Raw genomic sequence first — 19898 nt, 5'->3', positions numbered from 1 at the left:
GACAATTCGGGACGGCCGGCGGCCGCGGACGTGAAGCGTCCGGCGAGGGCCGCGGCGTCTCATCGACAGCGGCTTGCCGAGGGCGTGCGGGTGCACCCGGAGCGGACCGATCGAAGTCAGGAGTGAGCGCGCGAATGGCTACCACCACCGCGAAGAAGACCGGCCACCGTCAGGGCTTCCGGACGAACGAGTACGTCGTCTATCCGTCGCACGGCGTCGGTCAGATCGTCGCGATCGAGGAGCGCGAGGTCGCCGGACACAAGCTCGAGCTGATCGTCGTCACGTTCCAGAAGGACAAGATGACGCTGCGCGTGCCCGTGGCCAAGGTCGCCTCGGTCGGCATGCGAAAGCTCGCCGACGAGACCACCGTGGCGAAGGCGCTCGACACCGTGCGCGGTCGCGCCCGCGTCAAGCGCACGATGTGGTCCCGCCGCGCCCAGGAATACGAGGCGAAGATCAACTCCGGCGACCTCATCGCCATCGCCGAGGTGGTGCGCGACCTGTTCCGTGCCGACAGCCAGCCCGAGCAGTCCTATTCCGAGCGTCAGCTCTACGAGGCGGCGCTCGACCGCATGGCGCGCGAGATCGCCGTCGTCGAGCAGATCTCCGAGACCGAGGCGGTCCGCCGCATCGAGGGCCAGCTCGCCAAGAGCCCGCGCCGCGGCGCCCGCACGGCGGAAGCCGGCGCGGAGGCCGAGGGCGACGCCGAGTCCGAGACCGACCTCGACGAAGAGCCGAGCGAGCAGGAAGAGGCGGCCTGACGGTCGCTTCCGGCAGCACGCCAGGCAGTGGGCAGTGAGACAGGGCGGCCCGCGGGCCGCCCTTTTCGCATTCGGGCCCGGTCCCGCAGCGGACCCTCCGGTCCGGCTCGCATGCCTGTCCAGAAAGAAAGTTGCCGCTGATCCGTAAGGCGAGCCTGCGCGTATCGTTGCCAAGGGGGCGCGAGGCGCGAGCGAGGACGCCATGGTCAACGCCGGAGGCAGCCGCAGCAGGTTGGAGCGCGCCGCATCGCGCGCGCCTTATCTCGAGCGCGAGGAAGAACACGCGCTCGCCGTGCAATGGCGCGAGGCGCAGGACCAGGTCGCCCTGCACCGCCTGACGCAGGCACACATGCGCCTCGTCATCGCCATCGCCGCCCGCTTCCGCCACTTCGGCCTGTCGATGAGCGACCTCATCCAGGAAGGCCACGTCGGTCTGCTGGAGGCCGCCGCCCGCTTCGAGCCGGAGCGGCAGGTGCGCTTCTCCACCTACGCCACCTGGTGGATCCGCGCCGCCATTCAGGACTACGTTCTCCGCAACTGGTCGATCGTCCGCGGCGGCACCTCCTCGGCCCAGAAGGCGCTGTTCTTCAACCTGCGCCGCCTGCGCGCCAAGCTGACGCGCGAGCCCGGCGCCATCACCCAGAGCGAGATGCACCGCACCATCGCTGACGCCCTCGGCGTCTCGCAGGCCGACGTCGCGGTGATGGACGCCCGCATGTCCGGGCCCGATACCTCGCTCAACGCCCCGGTGACGGACGGCGAGGGCAGCTCCGACCGCCAGGACTTCCTCGTCGATGCGGCGCCGCTGCAGGACGAGACGGTCGGCGAGGCGCTGGATGGCGCCCGCCGCACCGCCTGGCTCGGCAAGGCGCTCGCCGTGCTGAACGAGCGCGAGCTGCAGATCGTCCGCGAGCGCCGCCTGACAGAGGGCGACGGCGCGACGCTCGAGGCTCTCGGCGCGACGCTCGGCATCTCCAAGGAGCGCGTTCGCCAGATCGAGGCGCGGGCGCTCGAGAAGCTGAAGGCGGCCCTGCTCGCCGCCGAGTCCGACCGCGCGAGCTTCGTCGGCCACTGAGCCGGCGAGGGGGCCGGCCAGGGTGCTCGTGCGGGTAGCCGGGCCGCGCTTTCAGGCCCGGTGCAGGGCGTGCAACGCGTGCCACACTGGCCCCCGCCGGCCGCTTCCTGTAGGGGGAGGCGGCGGCCGTCCGTGATGACGGTCGCCATCGCCTCTGAAGGGTCGCCGGATGTCTCAGCCCGCCCAGATCTGGTCCGCTGCCGACTATGCCCGCAACGCCGGCTTCGTGCCGGCGCTCGGCGGCCCGGTGGTCGACCTGCTCGATCCGCGCCCCGGCGAGCGCATCCTCGATCTCGGCTGCGGCGACGGCGTGCTGACGGAAGAGCTCGCCGCCCGCGGCGCCATCGTCACCGGCTTCGACGCCTCGCCCGAGCTCGTCGCCGCCGCCCGCGCCCGCGGCCTCGATGCCCGCGTCGGCGATGGCCAGCGGCTGCCGTTCTCGCAGGCCTTCGACGCGGTGTTCACCAACGCCGCCCTGCACTGGATGCCCGACCACGCAGCGGTGGCGACCGGCGTGCGCCGGGCGCTGGTGCCCGGCGGCCGCTTCGTCGGCGAGTTCGGCGGCCACGGTAACGTCGCGGCGATCGTCACCGCGCTGATCGCCGTCCTCGAGCGCCACGGCGTCGACGCCCGCACGCGCATGCCGTGGACCTACCCAACCGTCGGCGAGTTCTCGCAGCTGCTGGAGGACGCCGGCTTCGAGGTGCTGTCGATCGCCGCCATCCCGCGGCCGACGCCACTGCCGACCGGCCTCGCCGGCTGGCTCGACACCTTCGCCAACCCCTTCCTCGGCGGTTTCACCGAGGACGAGCGCAACGACATCCTCGCCGCCGTCGAGGCGCTCTGCGCGTGGAGCCTGCGGGATCGCTCGGGTGGCTGGACGGCCGACTACGTCCGCCTGCGCTTCGCCGCCAAGCGGCTCGACTGAGGGACGTCCGGAACGCCGAGCCCGGACCAGGCGGGCGCCGGGTTGGACCCCACCGTCATCGGCCCTGAAGTCTCAAGCTCTGACGTCTTCCGCGTTCAGGCCTCTTCCTCATCGGCGCCGCCGGGACCGTGTGGCCGCCCCAGTGCCGTCGCCCGGAAGGCCGACGGGCTCGTTCCCGTCGCCCGCCGGAAGGCGCGGCTGGCGTGCGCCGGGTCGTCGAAACCGGCGGCGAGCGCCAGCATCGTGACGCTGCGGCCGGCGAGCCGCGGGTCGGCAAGGTCGCGCGCGAGCCGCTCGAGCCGGCGGGCGCGGATGCGCTCCGCCACCGTGCCGCCGGTCGCGGAAAAGGCCATGTGCAGATAGCGCGGCGTCACGTCGAGGAGGCTCGCGAGCCGTGTCGGCGTCAGCCCGGGATCGTCGAAGTGGCGGTCGATCAGGGCGCCGGCGCGCGCGCGCAGGCCGGACGCCCCGCTGGTCGCGGGGGGTGCCACCAGGCCGGCGAGGAGGTCGAGGGCGAAGTCGACCGATAGCCCCGCGGTCGATGCGCCGAGCCCGCCGGCGAGACGACCGAGCGCTGCGAGGTGGCCGGCGAGCAGCGCACCGTTGCCGGTGTCCGTCGCGATCCGCCCCCAGGGCGGCGTGCCCCGTCCGAGCGATCGCTCCAGCCGCTCGCGCGGCACCAGCAGCGTCAGCTTGTGCAGGGGGGCCGGCACGCAGAAGTCGATCGGCCGCGTGCCGTCCCAGAGGAACAGGTCGCCGGCGCGGAGCTCCACGGCGCCCTCGCCCTGGCGGACGTGCTCGCGACCGGACAGCACCAGCAGCAGGCCGGCATAGGCCCGCTCCGTGCGCCGGATCTCGCGCGCGCGGCGGTGGCCGGCGCAGGGCGCGCCGCGATACTCGACGAGCGTGCCGTCGCCGAGGCCCTGCCAGGCGAGGCGGACGCCGAACGGCTCCGGCCGGCACTCGGTCAGCGTCCACGGCAGGTGGACGCGGCTCAGCTCCGCCCGCACGCCCTCGCCGGCGTCAGACGGGGCGAGCCCCCGCGTGTCCCAGTGACCGTGCATCGCCGTCGTCCCGGCCGTTCCCCGCGCCGCCACCTCTGCGGGTGGTCGGCAACAGCGAGCCTACCACCGTGCCGCCCGGCTGACGACGGCGCCGATCAGCGGCGGTGTTCCCCGATGTCCAAGCCGGCCTTCCCTCCCGTCCAAGCGGCGGGGTCGCCGCGCCTCTAGGCTCGTCGGCGTCGCCGCCGATGGAAGAGCGGCGGTCACAACAGACCTTCGCGGGAGGAAACGGCGATGCGCCACGACGTCGAGTTCAGCACCGAGGACGGCGTCACTTTGCGCGCCTGGCACTATCCGGCCGAAGGCGTCGACGGGCCGGCTCCGATCGTCATCATGGCCCACGGCTTCTCGGCGACGCGCGAGATCCACCTTTCGGGCTTCGCCGAGGTGTTCCAGCGGGCCGGGCTCGGCGTGCTCGTCTACGACCACCGCAATCTCGGCGTCAGCGACGGCGCGCCGCGCGGCCACATCGACCCGTGGGCGCAGGTCAACGGCTACCGCGACGCGATCACCTTCGCCCAGACGATGCCGTCGGTGGATCCGGCCCGCATCGGCGTCTGGGGCTCGAGCTATTCCGGCGGTCATGTGCTGGTCGTCGGCGCCATCGACCGGCGGGTGAAGTGCGTCGTCGCGCAGGTGCCGCTCACCTACGGGCTCGAGACCGCCCGCCGCCTCGTCCGCGGCGACCACTGGGCGGGCCTGCGCGCCGCCTTCGACGCCGATCGCGCGGGACGCGCCCGCGGCGAGCCGGGCATGCGCATGCCGGTGACGGCGCCCGAGGGCCAGCCGTGCGCGTTGCCGACTGCCGACACCTACGAGTTCTTCACCCGCTTCGCCGCCGAGCACACGGACGCGTGGACGAACGAGGTGACGCTGCACTCGATCGAGCTCTTCACCGAATACGAGCCGGCCACCTACATCGCCCGCATCGCCCCGACGCCGCTGATGGTCGTCGTCGCGGCCGGCGACCACCTCACCCCCTTCGACCTCACCGCCCGCGCCTTCGAGGAAGCGCTCGAGCCGAAAGACCTCGTCGTGCTGCCCGGCGGCCACTTCGAGGCCTACACGGGAAAGCCCTTCGAGATCTCGTCTGCCGCCCAGTGCGCCTGGTTCAAGCGCCATCTGTGAGGCCGGCAGCGCGGGGTTTCCGGCCGCCGCCGGTCGTCCGGGCCGTCGAACAGCGACGGACGCTAGGCCGCGTCCGTCGCCGGCGGGGCGGTCTCGCCCGCCGCCGCCTCGAGACGCCGCCGCAGCGCGGCCGGCAACTGGCGCGCTGACTTGACCCGGGGGAGAGCCATCTCCCGGATCAGGGGAGCGACGTTGCCGTAGAGGTCCTCGTACTCATCATAGTTGTCGAAGCGACGGCGAGTGACGTTGTCGACGAAGGTCTCCGCCGGAACGCCCTCGGCCAGCACCAGGGCGTGATCGTCGAGCTCGATGTGATGGACTGTGAAGGTGTCGCCGAGTTCCTCGGCCGTCATCCTGACGATGGTCCGCCCGTTGACGAGCGCGCCTGCCTGGACGAGCAGCCCGTCGATGAGAAGGGCGTGATCGGCGGTGACGCGGAGGTCACGCACCGGCAACCCGTCTCCAAGCGCCCCAGCCGACAGTCGGATAGGCCGCACCGCCTCCGGCAACAGTGCCGATGACTGCGACTTCCGTCCGATCCAGCGGATGACCTGTGGGCGCCCTTCCACGGTGGTGACCAGAGATCCGGCCCTCAGGTCTTCGACCCTGCACTCCCCTCCGGGCACCGCGATCGTCGTGCCCGGGAGAAAGCAGGGCGGATAGCTCACCGCCGAGTAGCTCGGCAGAGGGTCACCGACTGAATACGAAGAATTGGTCGCGAGCTGTATCTGTCCGGTCGCGACGATCTGCAGGACCAACTCGCCATTATCGGTCAATCCCAAATAGATCTTGCCGCTTGTGACCCCGGTTCTCACTGCATCGCCGACTTCCAGGGGGTCTCCTTCCCATGAAACGGTAAAGGAGGAACCGCCTTGTCGTTCAACGGTGTTTTCAGCGGTATAGGAAACAAGCCGGAGGAAGTTTGCGCTGCCCATTGGCCCTCGTGCACCCAAAGGTTTCGGAAATCACCCGTATGAGGAGCATTTCACACACCCGTGTGCCGGAAAAGTCGAAAATTCGCGCCAAGGTTGAAAGGTGGGTGCGGCGAAGGTGCACAGGTCTCGGGAGCGTCAGGGGGGCAGTCCGTGCTTCGAGGGGGCACGGCGCCAGTCAGCGTCTGCGCGACGTCCCGGCGGTGCCTTCACCAGGCTTCGCCCGCCGCCCTCACCCCGGCCCGAACCGCCCCTCGCGCAGAAACCGCACCGTCTCCTCGATGACGCGGTCGTCGACGGGGAAGAAGGTGTGGCCGGCGTGGACGACGCGGTGGTCGGCCATGCCGGCAAGCCGCGTGCTCTCCACGGACACCTTGCCGTCGTGCGGGCGAGGCAGCACGAGGTTGCCGAACGGGTCGAGGGAGACGTCGCCGGCGAGCACGCCGCAGGGATAGTCGATCGGCCCGAACAGGTCCGCCACGGCCGCCTGGTCGGTGCAGAGCTCCTGGCCGACGGGTCCGGCGATCCAGCGATAGGGGGCGAGGCGGCGCAAGGCGTCAGCGACCTCGGAGCCGTGGTTGGGGGTCGCGAGCAAGACGACGCGGCCGAGCTTCTCCGGCCGGTGGCGCTTCAGGTAGGCGCGCGTGATCAGCCCGCCGAGGGAGTAGCCGATGAAGTGGATGGCCGGCGCGGCCGCGATGGCGTCGGCCACCGCCGGTGCCGACAGCGCCGCGTGGACGTGCTCGACGAGTGCCGCAAGCCCGAGCTTGGTCGAGGGGTAGCCGAGGTTGTGGACGGTGTAGCCCTCGGCCTCCAGCCGGCGCTCGAGCCGTCGCATCTGCCGCGGCGAGCGCAGGATGCCGTGCAGCAGCACGACGTGCTCGCCGGTGGCGACGGCAGGCGCCGCCGCACCAGCGACCGCGCCGTCGGCCGCGGTCCCCCGCACAGGATGGAGCTCGGTCGGCCTCAGCTCGAGCGCGGCTGCGGCACGATCCTGAGATAGGGCTTCAGCGTCTTCCATCCGCCCGGGAACTTCTCCTTCGCCGCCTCGTCGGAGACCGACGGCACGATGATGACGTCCTCGCCGTTCTTCCAGTCCGACGGCGTCGCCACCGAGAACTTGGCGGTGAGCTGCAACGAGTCGATGACGCGCAGGATCTCCTCGAAATTGCGCCCCGTCGAGGCCGGATAGGTCAGCGACAGCTTCAGCTTCTTGTCCGGCCCGATGATGAACACCGAGCGCACCGTCATGGTGTCGCTGGCGTTCGGGTGGATCATTCCATAGAGGTCGGAGACCTTGCGGTCGGCGTCGGCGATCATCGGGAAGTTGGGCGCGTGGCCCTGCGTCTCGGCGATGTCGGCGGCCCAGCGGCCATGGGCGTCGAGCGGGTCGACCGACAGCCCGATCACCTTGACGTTGCGGCGGTCGAACTCCGGCTTCAGCCGCGCGACGGTGCCGAGCTCGGTGGTGCAGACCGGCGTGAAATCCTTCGGGTGCGAGAACAGCACGCCCCAGGAGGAACCCAGCCACTCGTGGAAGTGGATGGTGCCCTCGGTCGTCTCGGCGGTGAAGTCCGGCGCGATGTCGCCCAGGCGGATCGTCATGGTGGCTCTCCCGTTTGTCGGAACCGCGGCCGGCATCGTCCGCCTGCTACGGCACTCACTCGTTTCGAAGGCGGCCGGAAGCCTATCGCAGCGGCGCCCCGGCGGCGAGCCGCGGGGTTTCCCGGAGGGCGCCACCGGGGGCATGGCGTTCCGCGTGGGACGCGTCCGGCGAAATGGGGGCGCCACGCACGCCGCCTTGCAGCGCCGAAACGGAATGTGAACCTTCGTGATGGAACCATGCATGGTGGTGCGGCGGCCATCGTGTTAGCCGGTTTCCCGCGGGGATGTCTCGAGTACCCGGTGGCGCTGGCTCGGCGCCGCCGTCGGAGATACTGCATGTTCCGTCCGCGTGTCGGCCGCCTCTCGGCCGCGCTCCTCTCCCTTGCGACCGTGATCGCCCTGTCGTTTGCCGACCCGGCCCGCGCCGGCGACGGCGTCGACGCCTGTGCCGTTCCGCAGGAGCTCCTCGGCTTCACCGGCGGCCTCGAGCGCACCCGCGCCCGCATCGCCAGCGGCGGCGCGGCGACGATCCTCGCGATCGGCTCCTCCTCGACCGAAGGCGTCGGCGCGTCCGATGCCGGCCACACCTATCCCGCCCGCCTCGCCGTCCACCTCGCCTCCCGCGTTCCCGGCGCGGCCGTTCGGGTGGTCAACCGCGGCGTCGGCGGCGAGGTGGTCGCCACCACCGCCGCGCGCCTCAGGACCGAAGTCGCCGCGGTAAGGCCGGACCTCGTCATCTGGCAGGTCGGCACCAACGACGCCGTGCGCGGCGTCGGCCTCGACACCATGGCCGCGATCGTCGAGGACGGGCTGGTCTGGCTCGAGGCCCAGGGCATCGACGCGGTGCTGATGGACCCGCAGTTCTATCCGCGCATCGCCGACAACGCCGGCTACCGGCAGGCGGTGACCGTGATCGCCGACCTCGCCGCCCGCCGGGGCGTGCCGCTGGTGCGCCGCTATGATGCGATGCGCTACTGGGCGGGCCGGCCGCAGCCGGTGTCGATGCTGTGGCGCGACGCCTTCCACATGAACGACCAGGGCTACGAGTGCATCGCCGGCATGATCGCGGGCAGCCTCGCCGCCCGCTGGAGCGAGGCGTCGGCGCCGGCCACCGGCACGGGTACGGCGGCCACGTCCGCCGCCGCGGCCACGCCCGCCCCGACGGCACCGGTCGGGCCGGCGATCTCGGCGCTGGGCGCCGGCACGGCCGCCCCGACCCCGGTGAAGAGCGCCGCCGCCCCGGTGGAGGCGACAGCGGCGATGGTGCAGTAGCGGCGATACGCGGGGTCTTTGCCGCGCCGGCCGCGCTCGCTACCTTCGGCGGCGCGCCGGGCGGCGGCGCGACGAGCACGCGAGGGCGAGCATGGTCACGATCGGCACCACCACCGGCACCGGCCAGCCCGTGCACGCGCCAGGCCGGGCGTCGAACGGCCTCGCAGCCTTCGCCATCGCGGCGCTTCTCGCGGCCGGCGGTCCGGCGCTGGCCGCCGACCGCGCCGGGGAATTGAAGACCTTCCGCGACTGGGTGATCGGCTGCGACAACACGCTCGCCTGCACCGCCCTCGGGATGGCGCCGGCGGACGGCGCCGGCTCCGCCTTCGTCAAGATCGCCCGCGCCGCCGGACCGGCCGCCGCGCCGGAGGTGAGCGTCGTCGTCTATGCCGAGACGACGCCGGCCGCGCCACGTCTGCGCCTCCGGCTCGACGGCGGCAAGGGGCCCGGCCTGCCGTCTGACGTGTTCACGGCCGAGCTCGACGGCGACTTCGTCCGCGCCCGCCTCACCGGCAGTGACGCGGCCGCCGTGATCGCTGCCCTGCTGCCGGCGAAGGGGCTTACCGTTGAACTGCTCGATGGCAGCAAGAGCCTGTCGTCCTCGCCCGTCTCGCTGTCCGGCTCGTCGGCGAGCCTGCGCTACATGGATGCGGAGCAGGGCCGCGCCGGCGGCGTCACGGCGCTGGTCGCCACTGGCTCCGCTGCCGCGAGCAAGGTCCCGGCGGCCCCGGCCGCCCCGGTCGTCACGGCGGTCGCGATGAGCGAGCTCTCGCCGCCGCCGAAGCGCCGCCCGGCCGGCATCCCCGCCGCCAGCGCCGACGACTGCCCGATCGACCCGAAGGAAATGGCCGTGACGCTCGCGGGCGACCGCACCTTGTGGGGCGTCTGCGTCAGCGCCGGCGCCTACAACTTCACCTACGAGTTCTGGGTCGCCGGCGCGGGCAAGCCGCAGCCGGCGCGCTTCGAGGTGCCCGGCGCCGGCGCCGTCATGTCGATGGGCGAGGACGACGATTACGCCGCCCTCGTCAACCCCGGCCTCTCCGACGACGGCATGGTGCTGTCGGCCTTCTCGAAGGGCCGCGGCATCGGCGATTGCGGCGGGTTGGCGGAGTTTGTGTTCGACGGCGAGCGCTTCCGCGCCCTCACGTACGCCGCGATGGACACCTGCATGGGCGTGCCGGCGGACGACTGGCCGGTGCTCTACACCGCCCGCCGCCGCTGAGGCGCGCGAGGCAACGGTCCAGCTAGGGCGTCGCCGGCTTTCCCGCGTGGCCGTCGGCGCAGTCGCCCGGGCGCTCCGCCTCGACGGTGGCGTGGGCGATAGCGAACCGCTCTGCGAGCCGCGCCTTGACCTTGCGCACCACCGGCGCCGTTTCCATCCCCTCGGCGACGACGACGTGCAGCGTCGCGTTGAGGCGGCCCTCGGCGAGCGTCCAGGCGTGCACGTGATGGGCCTCCTCGACCCCCGGCACGGTCGCGGCGAGATCGGCGGCGATCGCCGGTCCCTCCGCCCCCGCGGGCGCGCCCTCGAGCAGCACATGGGCGGATTCGCGCATCAGCGAGAACGTCGCGCGCAGCAGCAATCCCGCCACCACCAGCGACAGGATCGGGTCGATCGGCACCCAGCCGGTGAGCCAGATGACCAGCGCCGCGATCACCGCGCCGACCGAGCCGAGCAGGTCGGAGAGCACGTGCAGGATGGCGCCGCGGATGTTCATGTTGCGCTCGCCGCCGGCGAGCACGAAGAACGCGGCGATGTTGGCGCCGAGGCCGAGGAGCGCGACGATGCCCATCGTCTCGGCGTCGATCGCCACCGGCTCGGTGAAGCGCTGCACGGCCTCGATGACGATCCAGGCGGTGAGCAGCAGCAGCGCCACGGAGTTGGCGAAGGCGACCAGCACCGTCATGCGGTGGTGGCCGTAGCTCATCGTCGCCGAGGCCGGCCGCCGAACCATGCGGAAGGCCCACCAGGCGAGCGCCAGCGCCACCGCGTCGGTCAGCATGTGGGCGGCGTCGGCGAGCAGCGCCAGCGAACCCGACAGCACGCCGCCGACCGCCTCGACGAACATGAACGACACGGTGATCAGCGCCGCGATCGCAGTCCGCGTCTCGCTCGACGAGCCGTGCGAATGCCCCGCGTGCCCGCTGGAGCCGTGCGAATGGCCGGCATGGGAGTGGCCGGCATGGTCATGCCCGGCGTGACCCGGCCCGTCGTGGTCGTGGTGCGCGTGGCCGGCGTGGGCCGCGTGGTCGTGGCCCGCCGGCGGCTTGCCGTCATCGTCGCGGTGGTCGTGCGAACTCATCGGCGTACCCTCGGTGCTGTGGCGCGAGAGAGCCAGAAGCCGGGCTGACCGGCAAGGCTCGCCGGCTCGAACCTCCCCGGAAGGCAGAGGCTTCCGCCCGCCCGCTCAGCCGTGCGGCGACAGCAGCCGCGCCGCGCGCAGATACTGCGGCGGCAGCTCGGGCTTGCCGCCGAGCGCCGCCGTGGCGCGCAGGCCCCAGCGCGGGTCGGCGAGGAAGCCGCGGGCGAGCGCCACCAGGTCCGCCCGGCCGTCGGCGACGATCGCCTCGGCCTCGGCTGGCGTGGTGATCATGCCGACGGCGCGGCTCGCGACGCCGGCCTCCTTGCGGATGCGCTCGGCGAACGGCACCTGGAACAGCGGCGCCGCCGGCACCTTGGCCGTCGGGTTGATGCCGCCGGTCGAGGCGCAGACATAGACGACGCCCTCCGCCTTCAGGACCTTGGCGATCGCCACGGCGTCGTCGCCGTCGAGGCCGCCGGGGGTCCAGTCGGTCGCCGAGATGCGCGCGCCGAGCGGGATCCGCGCCGGCAGCGCCTTCCGCACGGCCGAGACGACCTCGCGCAGGAAGCGGGTGCGGTTCTCGAACAAGCCGCCATAGCCGTCCTCGCGGACGTTCGACAGCGGCGAGAGGAACGAGTTGATCAGGTAGCCGTGGGCGCAGTGCAGCTCGACGACGTCGAAGCCGATGCGCGCCGCGCGCTCCACCGCCTGGACGAACGCGGCGACGGTGCGGGCGATACCGGCCGCGTCGAGCGCCTCCGGAGCCGGCCGGTCGGGCGTCAGCGGCAGCGCCGAGGCGGCGACCGTCGCCCATGGGTCCTCGCCCGGCTTCAGGCCGTGATCGCCCTCCCAGGGGCGCGCCGTGGAGGCCTTGCGACCGGCGTGGCCGATCTGGATGCCGAACTTCGTGCCCGGCGGGGCCACCCGCTTCGCCGCGTCGATGACGCGCTTCAAGGCCGCCTCGTTGTCGTCGCTGTAGAGCCCGAGGCAGCCATGGGTGATGCGGCCGCGCCGCTCCACCGCCGTCGCCTCGACGACGACGAGGCCGGCGCCGGACATCGCGAGCGTCATCAGGTGCTGGTGGTGCCAGTCGTTCGCGGAGCCGTCGTCGGCGGAATACTGGCACATCGGCGCGACGACGATGCGGTTCTTCAGCGTCACCGGTCCGATGTCGAACGGCGTCAGCAGGGCTGCGGTCATGGCGTCATCCGGACTTGGGAAACGAGGAGGCGTCGGCCGGCGGGGAGGCGCGGCCGGAGGTGGCGACCCTAGACGAGCCACTATCGCCGTGCCAGCCGCGCCGGCGCGGGGCGGCTCTGCAGCGAGGGCCGGCCCTGAGCCCGCTCACCCCCCGGCGCGCAGGTCGTCGATCGACTTCGTCGGCGTGATCGCCTGCGGGTCGAGCTTGACGTGCAGCAGCGCCGGCCTGCGCGAGGCGATCGCGGCGGCGAGCGCCGGCGCAAAATCCTCGCCCGTCTCCACCGTCGCGCCGTGGGCGCCGTGGGCGCGGGCGAGGGCGGCGAAGTCCGGGTTCTTCATCGTCGTGCCGGAGACGCGGCCGGGATAGGCGCGCTCCTGGTGCATGCGGATGGTGCCGTAGATGCCGTTGTCGATGACGACCACCACCACGGCCGCCCCTGCCTGCATCGCGGTGGCGAGTTCCTGGCTGGTCATCTGGAAACAGCCGTCGCCGGCCAGCGCCACCACCACCTTGTCGGGATGAGCGAGCTTCGCCGCGATCGCCGCCGGCAGGCCGTAGCCCATCGAGCCGGACGTGGGCGCCACCTGCGTGCCGTAGCGGCGGAAGCGGTGGAAGCGGTGCAGCCAGATCGCGTAGTTGCCGGCGCCGTTGGTGAGGATGGCGTCCTCCGGCAGCGCCCGGAGCGCCGCCACCACGGCCGCCATCTGGAAGGTGCCCGGGTGCGCCGGCACCGTCTCGCTCCAGGCGAGATAGTCGGCGCGGGCGGTGCGGGTCGCCTCGCCCCAGCCGATCGCCGTCGGCGGCTGCAGGCCTTCGAGCGCGGCGGCGAAGGCCTGCGGGCTCGCATTGATGGCGAGCGAGGGCTGGTAGACCTTGCCGAGCCCATCGGCGTCCGGCAGCACGTGCACGAGCGCCGGCAGCGGCGCGCCGGGGGCCATCAGCGTGTACGACTGCGATGGCACCTCCGACAGCGGATCGCCGACGACAAGGAGCAGGTCGGCGTCGCGGATGCGGGCGAGCAGCTTCGGGTTGACGCCGAGGCCGAGGTCGCCGGCGTAGTTCGGGTGGTCGGCCGGAAACAGCATCTGCCGCCGGAAGGTGACGGCCACCGGCAGCTCGAAGCGTTCGGCGAAGCGCACGGTGGCCGCCACCGCCGCCTCCGACCAGCGGCCGCCGCCGAGCACCACCATCGGCCGCTCCGCCGCCCACAGCCGCTTCTGCAGCCGCGCCATGTCGGCGAGGCCCGGCCACGTCTCCACCGCCTCGACGCGTGGTGCGTCGGCCGCCTCCGCGACGCCCGTCAGCATGTCCTCCGGCAGCGCCACCACCACCGGCCCCGGCCGGCCCTGCATGGCGACGCGGAACGCCCGGGCGACGAGCTCCGGCACGCGCGCCGGATCGTCGATCTCCACCGCCCACTTGGCGAGCGTGCCGAAGACTGCCTTGTAGTCGACCTCCTGGAAGGCGCCGCGGTGGCGCATGCCGGTTTCGATCTGGCCGACGAACAGGATCATCGGCGTGCCGTCCTGCTCGGCGATGTGGACGCCGGCGCTGGCGTTGGTGACGCCCGGTCCGCGCGTGCAGAAGGCGATGCCCGGCCGGCCCGAGAGCTTGCCGTCGGCCTCCGCCATCATCGCCGCGCCGCCCTCCTGTCGGCAGACGACGAACTCGATGTCGCTGTCGCAGAGGGCATCGAGCACGGCGAGGTAGCTCTCGCCCGGCACGCCGAAGACGCGGCGCACGCCCTGGATGGCGAGCTGGTCGACGAGCAGGCGCGCGCCCGTGCGGGCGTCGGCGGGGCCCGTCACGAGGCCACCAGCATGCCGGCGGGGGCGCCCCCGGTGGCGAGATCGGCCGCCCTCGACCGCGGGTCCTCGGTGACGACGACGCGGTCGCGTCCGGCCGCCTTCGCCCGGTAGAGGGCGGCGTCGGCGGCGGCGACCACCGCGAGCGGGCTCGCGCCGTCGCGCGGCGCCTCGGCGACGCCGATCGAGATCGTCACGGGGCCCAGCATTTCGCCGGCGTGCACCACCGGCGCCGCCTTCAGCGCCTTGCGGAAATGGTCGGCGCGCTCGAACGCCTCGGCGGCGTCGGTCTCGTGCAGCAGCACCAGGAACTCCTCTCCTCCGAAGCGGCAGCCGACGTCGCCCTCGCGGAACTCGCTGGCGATCAGCTGGCCCACTTCCTTCAGCACGCGGTCACCCGCCTCGTGACCGTGACTGTCGTTGAATCGCTTGAAATGGTCGACATCCATCATCAGCACGGAGAACGGCACGCCGGAGCGGCGGGCGCGGGCGAACTCCTTGTCCAGCACCTCCTCGGCGAAGCGGCGGTTGTGCAGGCCGGTGAGCGGGTCGCGGATCGACAGCTCGCGCAGCGACTGGCGCAGGCGCACGTTGAAGAGGGCGAGGCCGATCGAGGCGATCGCCGTCTCCATGTCGTTGAGGAAGCGCCCGGCCGCCTCCGGACCCATCCCGCCGGTGGAGATGGTGATGACGCCGAGCGTCTGGCCCTGCACGAACACCGGCAGGCAAACGTGCCCATCGCCGGTCTCGTGCACGTGGCGGCAGCCGGGCCCGCCATAGCCGGGCACGTGGGAATAGGGGCGCCCGAGCCGCAGCGACCAGCAGGCGTCGGGAACATAGGTCGTCTCGCCGGCGATGCCTTCGCCCCAGCGCGCCGCTTCCTCCAGCACGTCCCGGCTCTGGCGCAGCAGGGCGGCAGCGCCCCGCCGGCCGAGGGTGAGGTCCGGCATCGTCGTCTCGAGGACGTGCATGGCCTCGTCCATCGTCTGGCAGGCCTGGATGAGCTCGGTGACGCGGGCGAGCGTCTCATCGAAATATTTGCGCGCCTCCAGGGCCTGGGCGCGACCGGTTGCTTCGGCCGAGACCGCCGAGAGCTCGCGCGTCCGCTCCTCGACCCGGTGCTCGAGATCATCCAGCACACGCCGCAGCTCACCCTCGGCCCTCTCCGAGGCCTGTTGCCGCTCCTCCAGCGTCGCCGCCATCTCGTCGAAGGCCTCGCCGAGGCGGCGCAGTTCGTCGGCGCCGCCGACCTCGCCGACCCGCACGCCCGTCTCGCCCCGCGTCAGCCGCTCGGCCGCCCGCACCAGGCGGCCGACGGGCTGGCGCACCGACCAGCTCGCGAGCGTGAAGCTCAGCGCCAGCACCACCGCGAGCAGGATGGTGACGCCGATGCCCGACCGCACCGCCATCGACCGCGCTTCCGCATAGAGGACCCGGGCGTCGTCGCCGACGGTGACGAACAGGGTCTGGCCGAACGCGTCCACGGACGCCGTGGCATAGACCTCTGCGTCGCTCGACAGCTGGCCGGCGCCGATCGCTGCGGGATCGCGCAGCCCGTCCAGAAACACCACGCGCTCACGGTCTGGCAGCGGCTTGCCGACGAGATCCCCGGCGACCGGCGACCGCGCCAGCACCATGCCGTCGCTCGCCCACAGGGTCACGTCGTGGGCGGAGATGGTCGCCTGCAGCGTCGTCGTGTCGAGGAAGCGCTGCAGGTCGACGCCGGCGACCAGGACGCCCTCGATCCCTCCGGCGGGGCCCTCGAACTGGATCGCCACCGGCACGACCGGCTTGCCGGAGAGCCGCCCGATCACCGCGGTCCCGACCTGGACGTTGCGCGACTGCAGGGCGTCCCGGAAATAGGCGCGGTCGGCGAGGTTGGCGGACTGGCTGCCGCCGATCGAGCAGATGGGATCGCCGCCCGTCGTCAGCACCGAGAGGCTGCTGAACAGGTCGTACTTGCCGGCGATGACGGAGAGCAGCTCCGGGCAGGAGCCGAGGCGGGTTCCCTGCAGCTGGTTGCTCGCCACCACGGTGAAGAGCATGTCCTCGACCGAGCCGATGGTGCGCTGCAGGTCCACTGCGATCACCTGGGCCTCGGCCTTCAGGTTCTCGTTGCGGATCATGTGACGGGAATTGTTGGTGTCGACGATCATCAGGCCGATCAGCACGGCGCACGGCACCATGATGACGACGCCCATCGACAGCATCCGCCCATGGATGCTGCCGAGAAAATGCTTCAGCCTGCCTACGCCCCCCACGCCCATCCCGCCCCTTGGTCCCTTCCGGCGTCCTGTTTCCGTCTGCCCGCGCTGGCTTGCGCGAGGCGGTCGCCGATAGGCGCCGACGCGGGCCCCCGCCCACGCGTCGACGGTCGCCCCGTCTTATCGGAAGACAATAGGACAATTGCCGGGCCGATTCACAGATCGGTTGCTTGCCGGAGGCATCAGCCCCCGCCGGGGGCGATCCGGTATCCCACCTCCAGGGTGCGTTCCGGCGGCAGGGCGAAGCGGTCGGCGGGGCGGGCGCCGTTGCGCTGCAGAACCACGAAGATCGCCCATAGAACGTCGTCGGGCGAGCGGATGCGCACGGGCATCAGCGGCCGCTCGGTGCCGGTGACATAGACCACCGCCGCCGGGTCGATGCCGAGATCGTGAAGAGCCGGCGCGATGGTCGCCGGCAGGTCGACGATCTGCATGTAGCCGAACCTGAGCTCGATGCGGGCGACCCGGGCGCCGAGCCGCTCCACCGTGATCTGCTCGACCGCCGGGATGCGCGGCCGGCCCATGACCCGCACCGAGACGACGACGGCGCGCGCGAAGACGGCACCGATCTGCTCGTTGAGGCGGGCGAGCGCGACGGGCACGGCCGTGCCGGAGCGCGACAGGAACGCCACCGGCCGCTCCAATGTCGGCGTGGCCGCGTCGAACAGCGCCGCCTCGTCGGCGAGGTCGCGGGCCCGCTCGTCGAGTGCCGTGATCGTGCGGCCGGTGCCGAAGCGCCACGCCGACATCACCAGAAGCACCACCGCGGCGAGCGAGACGGGCAGCCAGCCGCCGGTCTCGAACTTGCTGGTGTTGGGCAGGAAGAAAGCGAGGTCGAGAGCGAGCAGCGCCACCCCGACTGCGATCGCGGCAGAGCGCGACCACCGCCGCAGCATGATCTGGGCGGCGACGAACAGGATCGTCGTGGTGATCATCGCGGTCGCCACCGCCAGCCCGTAGGCATCGGCCAGCGCATCGGAGGAGCGGAAGCCGATGACGGTGGCGATCGACAGCACCGCGAGCAGCACGTTGAGGCTGCCGATGTAGACGTGGCTCTCGTTCTGGTCGGTGGTGTGGGTGATGGAGACCGGCATCAGGAAGCCCGTCTCCATCGCCTGCTTGGCGAGGCTGAAGACACCGGTCACGACCGCCTGCGAGGCGATCACGGTGGCGAGGGTGGCGAGCAGCAGCAGCGGCAGCTGCATCCACCCGGGCGCCAGCAGGTAGAACGGGTTGCGCAGGGCGTCATGGTCGGCGAGCACCAGCGCGCCCTGGCCGAAATAGTTCAGCACCAGCGCCGGCATCGCCACGAAGAACCAGGCGCGTGCGATCACCGGCCGGCCGAACTGGCCGAGGTCGGCATAGAGCGCCTCGCCGCCGGTGATGGCGAGGAACACGGCGGCCAGGATGATACCGGCCCGGGCAGGGTCGCTCGACAGCAGCGCGAGCCCGTGGCGCGGGTCGAGCGCCACGAGCACGTGCGGATTGCCGGCGATGGCGACGAGGCCGAGCACCGCCAGAACCGCGAACCACACCAGCATCACCGGCCCGAACAGGGCGCCGATGCGGTGCGTTCCGGCGCGTTGCGACAGGAAGAAGCCGGCGAGCACCGCCACCGTCAGCGGCACCACATAGGGCGTCAGGCTCGGTGCCGCGAACTCCAGTCCCTCGATCGCCGACAGGACCGAGATCGCCGGGGTGATGACGCCGTCGCCGAACAGCATGGCGGCGCCGACCAGCGCCACGATCACCAGCCAGCGCGAGGGATTGTCCTCGCGCCGGTTGAGTTTCAGCAGGTTGGCGAGGGCGAGGACGCCGCCCTCGCCGTCGTTGTCGAGCCGCAGCACCAGCCCGACATATTTCACGCCGACCGACAGCACGATCGCCCAGACGACGAGCGACAGCACGCCGAGGATGGAGGCGATGGCGAGGTCGGGCGCCGCCGTGGCCGCCTCGCGGAAGGCGTAGAGCGGACTGGTGCCGATATCGCCGAAGACGATGCCGAGAGCCGCCACGGTCAGCGGCAGCCGTGTCTTCGACGTCTGCATGCCGTTCCCCGCCGCCCGTGCTGCACCGCGGCGAGATTAGCCGGTTCGCTCGCCCGCACAACCGCTTGGCGGGATGTCAGGCGCGCTTCGGGTGGTAGGTGCCGAAGCTCCACAGGTGGCCGTCGGGATCCCGGCAGGAATATTCGCGCGAGCCGTAGGGCGTGTCGGCGAGCTCGCGCACGATGACGGCACCGGCCGCCTTGGCCCGCTCGTAGTGGGCATCGATGTCGTCGACGTGCACATAGAGGCCGAGTTTGGCGCTCGCCCAGGGATTGTCCGGGTCCGGCGTGCGCGGCTCGCCGCCGAGCATGATCATGCCGTCGTCGCCGAGGGTGAGCTCGGCATGGGCGACGGTGCCGTCCGGCGCGGCGTGAACGGCGTGGCGTCGGAAGCCGAAGGCCGTTTCCAGCCAGTCGATGGCGGCGTGGCCGTCGCGGAACTTCATCGCCGGAAAGATCGTCGGGGTCGGTCGGTCGGAATCGGAGGTCATCGGCTGGCTCCTTTGCGTGCGGCCGTTTCGGCCGCGCAGGGTCCCGTCCCTGGGGCGGACTGCCCGCCCGCGCGGGCAACGGCGTGGACGGTCGCCGGTTCCCGCGGTGCCGTCTTGTCGGAATGGAACCTCAGTGCGCGACGCGATCAGCCGGGGGCTTCAGGCGGCGACGCCGAGGCCGCCCGTGCCGAGTGCTGCCGCATAGGCGCCGGGGGTCGTTCCGGCGAGGGCCCGGAACTCGTGGCCGAGGTGGGCCTGGTCGGCATAGCCGCAGGCCGCCGCAAGGTCGGCGAGCGACGTCGCGGCGCCGATGAGGCCGACCGCGCGCTCGAAGCGGGCGATGCGGGCGAGCGTCTTCGGGGCGAGGCCGAGCTCGGCGCGGACGCGGGAAGCGAGATGCTTGCGGCTCCAGCCGGCCTCGTCCGCCAAACGGGCGATCGGCACGGCGCCATGGCTCGAAAGGATGCGGGCGAGGGCGTGCCTCACCGCCGGGGCCGGCCGCCGCGTGGCGGCAAGCCGCGCCGTCAGCACGCCATCGAGGAGGTCGAAGCGCGCCGCCCAGTCCGGCGACAGCGCCAGCCGCTCTTCGAGCCGCCCCGCCTCGGCCCCGAGGAGGTCGGCGAGATCGACGACGTGGTTGGCCGCTTCCGCTGCCTGCCCGGAGAACAGCACGGCGGCGCCGAGCGGCGTCAGGTCCGCCTGCACGCCCGCCTGCGGGCCGGCGTAGGCGGTGACGACGGCGTGGTCGTGCAGCCCGGCGAGGAAGCTCGTCACCCGTCGCCCGCGCTCCGGCGCACCCGTGGGGGCGACGTCGATCACGGGTCCGAAGGAGATGATCAGCGGCAGCCCGGTGAACGGCACCTGCAGGCGCCGCACCGCGTGGGCGGCGTGCTCGGTGTAGCCGACATAGCCGCGCACGAGGCCGGCGAGCGCCGCGGCCGGGGCGCGCGTGGCGATCTCGAAGCGGTGCTCCGGCCCGTCGTGGCGCCTGAGCGCGATCGGCGGTCCGCCGGACATCGCGC

The 19898-nt window shown here is 72.3% G+C and carries 17 protein-coding genes; 6 read left to right on the top strand and 11 right to left on the bottom strand.

The window, feature by feature from the left end; all coding sequences use genetic code 11:
* The first annotated feature begins 134 nt into the window (after positions 1-134).
* The 3 genes from RUR49_RS15370 (at position 135) to RUR49_RS15360 (ending at position 2764) form a co-directional block, all read left to right on the top strand.
* Positions 135-761, top strand: coding sequence for a CarD family transcriptional regulator (locus tag RUR49_RS15370; protein ID WP_409147267.1), 627 nt, complete (start codon positions 135-137; stop codon positions 759-761).
* A 202-nt stretch (positions 762-963) separates the two neighbouring features.
* Complete coding sequence (locus RUR49_RS15365; protein WP_409147266.1) at positions 964-1836, top strand: RNA polymerase factor sigma-32; 873 nt, start codon at positions 964-966, stop codon at positions 1834-1836.
* Between the two features lie 169 nt (positions 1837-2005).
* Positions 2006-2764: a class I SAM-dependent methyltransferase gene (locus RUR49_RS15360; protein ID WP_409147265.1), complete on the top strand. Its 759-nt coding sequence runs from the start codon at positions 2006-2008 to the stop codon at positions 2762-2764.
* 95 nt (positions 2765-2859) lie between these two features.
* Here the strand turns inward: RUR49_RS15360 and RUR49_RS15355 are convergent, their stop codons facing one another.
* The gene (locus tag RUR49_RS15355) at positions 2860-3828 is read right to left on the bottom strand and encodes a helix-turn-helix domain-containing protein (protein ID WP_409147264.1); all 969 of its coding nucleotides are present in this window, start codon (positions 3826-3828) and stop codon (positions 2860-2862) included.
* Positions 3829-4062: 234 nt separating this feature from the next.
* Here RUR49_RS15355 and RUR49_RS15350 point away from each other — a divergent pair, with 234 nt between their 5' ends.
* Positions 4063-4956 (top strand): alpha/beta hydrolase, encoded by an 894-nt coding sequence (locus RUR49_RS15350; RefSeq protein WP_409147263.1) that lies wholly within the window; start codon positions 4063-4065, stop codon positions 4954-4956.
* A 62-nt stretch (positions 4957-5018) separates the two neighbouring features.
* Here the strand turns inward: RUR49_RS15350 and RUR49_RS15345 are convergent, their stop codons facing one another.
* From RUR49_RS15345 to RUR49_RS15335, 3 genes are all read right to left on the bottom strand, one after another.
* Positions 5019-5891, bottom strand: a complete 873-nt coding sequence (locus tag RUR49_RS15345) for a Hint domain-containing protein (protein ID WP_409147262.1) — start codon at positions 5889-5891, stop codon at positions 5019-5021.
* 229 nt (positions 5892-6120) lie between these two features.
* Complete coding sequence (locus RUR49_RS15340) at positions 6121-6834, bottom strand: esterase/lipase family protein (protein WP_409147261.1); 714 nt, start codon at positions 6832-6834, stop codon at positions 6121-6123.
* Between the two features lie 20 nt (positions 6835-6854).
* Positions 6855-7493, bottom strand: a complete 639-nt coding sequence (locus RUR49_RS15335) for a peroxiredoxin (protein ID WP_409147260.1) — start codon at positions 7491-7493, stop codon at positions 6855-6857.
* A gap of 336 nt (positions 7494-7829) precedes the next feature.
* On the opposite strand from RUR49_RS15335, the gene RUR49_RS15330 reads away from it, so the two are divergent.
* Positions 7830-8765 (top strand): SGNH/GDSL hydrolase family protein, encoded by a 936-nt coding sequence (locus RUR49_RS15330; protein ID WP_409147259.1) that lies wholly within the window; start codon positions 7830-7832, stop codon positions 8763-8765.
* Positions 8766-8856: 91 nt separating this feature from the next.
* Positions 8857-9987, top strand: a complete 1131-nt coding sequence (locus RUR49_RS15325) for a DUF1176 domain-containing protein (protein WP_409147258.1) — start codon at positions 8857-8859, stop codon at positions 9985-9987.
* Between the two features lie 22 nt (positions 9988-10009).
* Here RUR49_RS15325 and RUR49_RS15320 read toward each other — a convergent pair whose 3' ends face one another.
* The 7 genes from RUR49_RS15320 to RUR49_RS15290 all read right to left on the bottom strand — a co-directional run bounded on the left by RUR49_RS15320 (position 10010) and on the right by RUR49_RS15290 (position 19893).
* Positions 10010-11068: a cation diffusion facilitator family transporter gene (locus RUR49_RS15320; protein WP_409147257.1), complete on the bottom strand. Its 1059-nt coding sequence runs from the start codon at positions 11066-11068 to the stop codon at positions 10010-10012.
* A gap of 105 nt (positions 11069-11173) precedes the next feature.
* A complete protein-coding gene (locus RUR49_RS15315) occupies positions 11174-12268 on the bottom strand; it encodes an NADH:flavin oxidoreductase/NADH oxidase (RefSeq protein WP_409147256.1) in 1095 nt (364 codons plus the stop codon).
* A 144-nt stretch (positions 12269-12412) separates the two neighbouring features.
* The gene (locus RUR49_RS15310) at positions 12413-14077 is read right to left on the bottom strand and encodes a thiamine pyrophosphate-binding protein (protein ID WP_409147255.1); all 1665 of its coding nucleotides are present in this window, start codon (positions 14075-14077) and stop codon (positions 12413-12415) included.
* Complete coding sequence (locus RUR49_RS15305) at positions 14074-16275, bottom strand: diguanylate cyclase (protein ID WP_409147254.1); 2202 nt, start codon at positions 16273-16275, stop codon at positions 14074-14076. The genes RUR49_RS15310 and RUR49_RS15305 overlap by 4 nt, the downstream gene beginning before the upstream one ends.
* A 245-nt stretch (positions 16276-16520) precedes the next feature.
* On the bottom strand, positions 16521-18386 hold the full coding sequence (locus RUR49_RS15300) for a KUP/HAK/KT family potassium transporter (protein ID WP_409147253.1): 1866 nt from the start codon (positions 18384-18386) through the stop codon (positions 16521-16523).
* 76 nt (positions 18387-18462) lie between these two features.
* Positions 18463-18876, bottom strand: coding sequence for a VOC family protein (locus RUR49_RS15295; protein WP_409147252.1), 414 nt, complete (start codon positions 18874-18876; stop codon positions 18463-18465).
* A gap of 159 nt (positions 18877-19035) precedes the next feature.
* The gene (locus tag RUR49_RS15290; RefSeq protein WP_409147251.1) at positions 19036-19893 is read right to left on the bottom strand and encodes a helix-turn-helix domain-containing protein; all 858 of its coding nucleotides are present in this window, start codon (positions 19891-19893) and stop codon (positions 19036-19038) included.
* Positions 19894-19898 lie beyond the last annotated feature (5 nt).

Source organism: Pseudoxanthobacter sp. M-2, from assembly GCF_046156265.1.
Lineage (GTDB): Bacteria > Pseudomonadota > Alphaproteobacteria > Rhizobiales > Segnochrobactraceae > CAMDHY01.
Note: the sequence above shows the minus strand (reverse complement) of the source record. Positions and strands in the feature narration are given on the sequence as shown.

Bases quoted from the DNA above. Each gene is read 5' to 3' on its own strand.
- RUR49_RS15305 (WP_409147254.1), bottom strand. From the start codon at position 16,275: ATGGGCGTCGTCATCATGGTGCCGTGCGCCGTGCTGATCGGCCTGATG.
- RUR49_RS15335 (WP_409147260.1), bottom strand. From the start codon at position 7,493: ATGACGATCCGCCTGGGCGACATCGCGCCGGACTTCACCGCCGAGACG.
- RUR49_RS15325 (WP_409147258.1), top strand. From the start codon at position 8,857: ATGGTCACGATCGGCACCACCACCGGCACCGGCCAGCCCGTGCACGCG.
- RUR49_RS15320 (WP_409147257.1), bottom strand. From the start codon at position 11,068: ATGAGTTCGCACGACCACCGCGACGATGACGGCAAGCCGCCGGCGGGC.
- RUR49_RS15330 (WP_409147259.1), top strand. From the start codon at position 7,830: ATGTTCCGTCCGCGTGTCGGCCGCCTCTCGGCCGCGCTCCTCTCCCTT.
- RUR49_RS15295 (WP_409147252.1), bottom strand. From the start codon at position 18,876: ATGACCTCCGATTCCGACCGACCGACCCCGACGATCTTTCCGGCGATG.
- RUR49_RS15345 (WP_409147262.1), bottom strand. From the start codon at position 5,891: ATGGGCAGCGCAAACTTCCTCCGGCTTGTTTCCTATACCGCTGAAAAC.
- RUR49_RS15315 (WP_409147256.1), bottom strand. From the start codon at position 12,268: ATGACCGCAGCCCTGCTGACGCCGTTCGACATCGGACCGGTGACGCTG.
- RUR49_RS15355 (WP_409147264.1), bottom strand. From the start codon at position 3,828: ATGCACGGTCACTGGGACACGCGGGGGCTCGCCCCGTCTGACGCCGGC.
- RUR49_RS15350 (WP_409147263.1), top strand. From the start codon at position 4,063: ATGCGCCACGACGTCGAGTTCAGCACCGAGGACGGCGTCACTTTGCGC.
- RUR49_RS15370 (WP_409147267.1), top strand. From the start codon at position 135: ATGGCTACCACCACCGCGAAGAAGACCGGCCACCGTCAGGGCTTCCGG.
- RUR49_RS15360 (WP_409147265.1), top strand. From the start codon at position 2,006: ATGTCTCAGCCCGCCCAGATCTGGTCCGCTGCCGACTATGCCCGCAAC.
- RUR49_RS15290 (WP_409147251.1), bottom strand. From the start codon at position 19,893: ATGTCCGGCGGACCGCCGATCGCGCTCAGGCGCCACGACGGGCCGGAG.
- RUR49_RS15300 (WP_409147253.1), bottom strand. From the start codon at position 18,386: ATGCAGACGTCGAAGACACGGCTGCCGCTGACCGTGGCGGCTCTCGGC.
- RUR49_RS15365 (WP_409147266.1), top strand. From the start codon at position 964: ATGGTCAACGCCGGAGGCAGCCGCAGCAGGTTGGAGCGCGCCGCATCG.